Annotated in this window: 1 protein-coding gene; it reads left to right on the top strand. The window is 68.2% G+C overall.

All coding sequences use genetic code 11. The features are described 5' to 3' along the window. The coding region (locus H537_RS54560; protein WP_043459425.1) for a hypothetical protein at positions 1 to 2,099 on the top strand (2,099 nt) is incomplete at both ends.

The following is a 2,099-nucleotide window of genomic DNA, read 5'->3' as shown; positions in this document are numbered from 1 at the left end:
GCCAAGTCCGGCGCCGAGCTGGTGGCGGTGGGCAGCAATGTCTCGGCGCAGCTGAGCGCGGGTTCTGCCGCCTCGCTGAGCCTGAGCAACGCGAGCTTCGGCCTGCGCGCGGGCACGGCGACGGTGTTCGAGCTGTCGGGTGGGACGCTGGTGGCCAACATCAGCGGCTTCGCCAGCCTTAGCGCGGCCTCGACCCTGGTGCAGTACGCCGGCACGGCCGGCGGCGTGAGCGCGGGCACCACGCTGGGCGTGGGTTCCACAAGCTACACCTTTGCCAACGCGATCGCGGCCAACACCGTGGCTTTCGGGCTCAAGGGCCTGTCGGCCAACGTGAGCGACTTCGTGACGCTGACGGGCGACGTGGGCTTCGCGAAGTCCGGCGGCGAGCTGGTGGCGGTGGGCTCCAACGTCTCGGCGCAGCTGAGCGCGGGCTCGGCGGCGTCGCTGAGCCTGAGCAATGCCAACTTCGGCCTGCGCGCGGGCACGGCGACGGTGTTCGAGCTGTCGGGCGGTTCGCTGTCGGCCAACATCGCCGGCCTGGCCGGTATGACGGCTTCGTCCGTCCTGGTGCAGTACGCCGGGGCTGCCGGTGGCGTGGGCAAGGGCGAGCAATTGGCGGTGGGCACGACCAAGTACACCTTCGCCGAAGCCATCGCCTCCGACACGGCGACCTTTGCGGTCAGTGGCTTCAGCGCCCGCGTGTCCGACTTCATCTCCCTTAGCGGCGATGTCGGCATCCGCAAGAGCAGCCAGTTGGTGAGGCTGGCCAAGGCCGACGGCGCCGCAAGCGGCGAGCAGGTCGAGGTCGATGTGCTGACCCTGGGCGGGCAAGGGCTGTATGCATTTGCTGGCCTGAACGCGAACAGTGCCGACAAGCTTGGCCTGCAGATGACGGGCGTCAACTTCGGCTTGGCGCTGATGGATGAGAAGGGCGCCGGCGGCGCGGCGCGCTCGTGGACGACCCTGCAGGCGACGGCTGGCAGCGTGGGCTTCGTTGGCCTTGGCGACGATCTCCAGATCGGCGCCACCAGCGTGAAGGTGGAAATCAACCAGGCCAGCGGTGGCGCGACCACCGTGGTGGACTACGGTGCGGGCGCAACCGCGCTGCGTGTGGTCACCGGCGTGAACAGCAGCTTGGTTCTGAGCCTGGACGGCTCCAAGGGCGAGCTGCTGCAGGCCAGCGGCCACCTGAAGCTCGATGTCTTTGGCTTCGTGCAGGTCGAGGGCAACTTCGCCATCACGTCTTCCAGCGATTTGGTGACGCTGGCTAAGAAGGCCGGTGCCTCCAAGGCTGAAGAAGTGGCCGTGGACGTGCTGACCATCGGCGGCTCGGATATCGACGTCTTCGTCGGCGCCAACGGCGGCACTGGCGACGCCCTGGGCCTGCTGCTGCAGGACGTGGACTTCGGCCTGGCGATGTTCTCGTCGCAAACCGATACCGCGCGCAAGTGGACCGCGCTCACCGCCAACGCCACCAGCGTGGGTCTTGTCGGCCTGGGCGACCTGGGCCTGAGCGTGCGCAACGTCGAGGTCCAGCTCAACCAGGCAGCCCGCGACGGCGACCAAGTCATCGACTTCTCCGGGGCACACGCCTTCGACGTGGCTACGGGCGTGGGCGGCGCAACGACCATCGATTTCGCCGGCAGCCAGGGCGAGCTGCTGCGCGCCGAGGGCGACGTCACCATCGTGCTCTCGGACTTCGTGTACCTCAACGGCCGCATCGGCTTCGAGCGCGCGTCGCCCACCGGGCTGCTCACGCTCAGCGACAAGACCAAGGTCGCGCCGACATCGATGCTGGCCATCACCGGCACCAACATCTCCGCCTTCGTCGGCTATGCCGACGGCGGCTTCGACTCCGGCAAGACGCTGGAGCAGCAGCGCGCCAAGCTCTACGGCTTCGGCGTGGACGGGCTGGACTTCGGCTACCTCAGCGTCAAGGACAAGGCCGGCAACAAGTACAACGCGCTCAAGGCACACGCCGACCGCGTGGCGCTCTACGGCTTCGATCCCGAGGACTTCGAGCTCTCGGCCCAGGGCCTGACGCTGGAGATCAACCGCGCCGACGGGCTCGGCCGCACCATCGACTTCGCCACCTCCTT

The organism is Azohydromonas australica DSM 1124, from assembly GCF_000430725.1.
In the GTDB taxonomy this organism is placed as follows: domain Bacteria; phylum Pseudomonadota; class Gammaproteobacteria; order Burkholderiales; family Burkholderiaceae_C; genus Azohydromonas; species Azohydromonas australica.
Note: the sequence above shows the minus strand (reverse complement) of the source record. Positions and strands in the feature narration are given on the sequence as shown.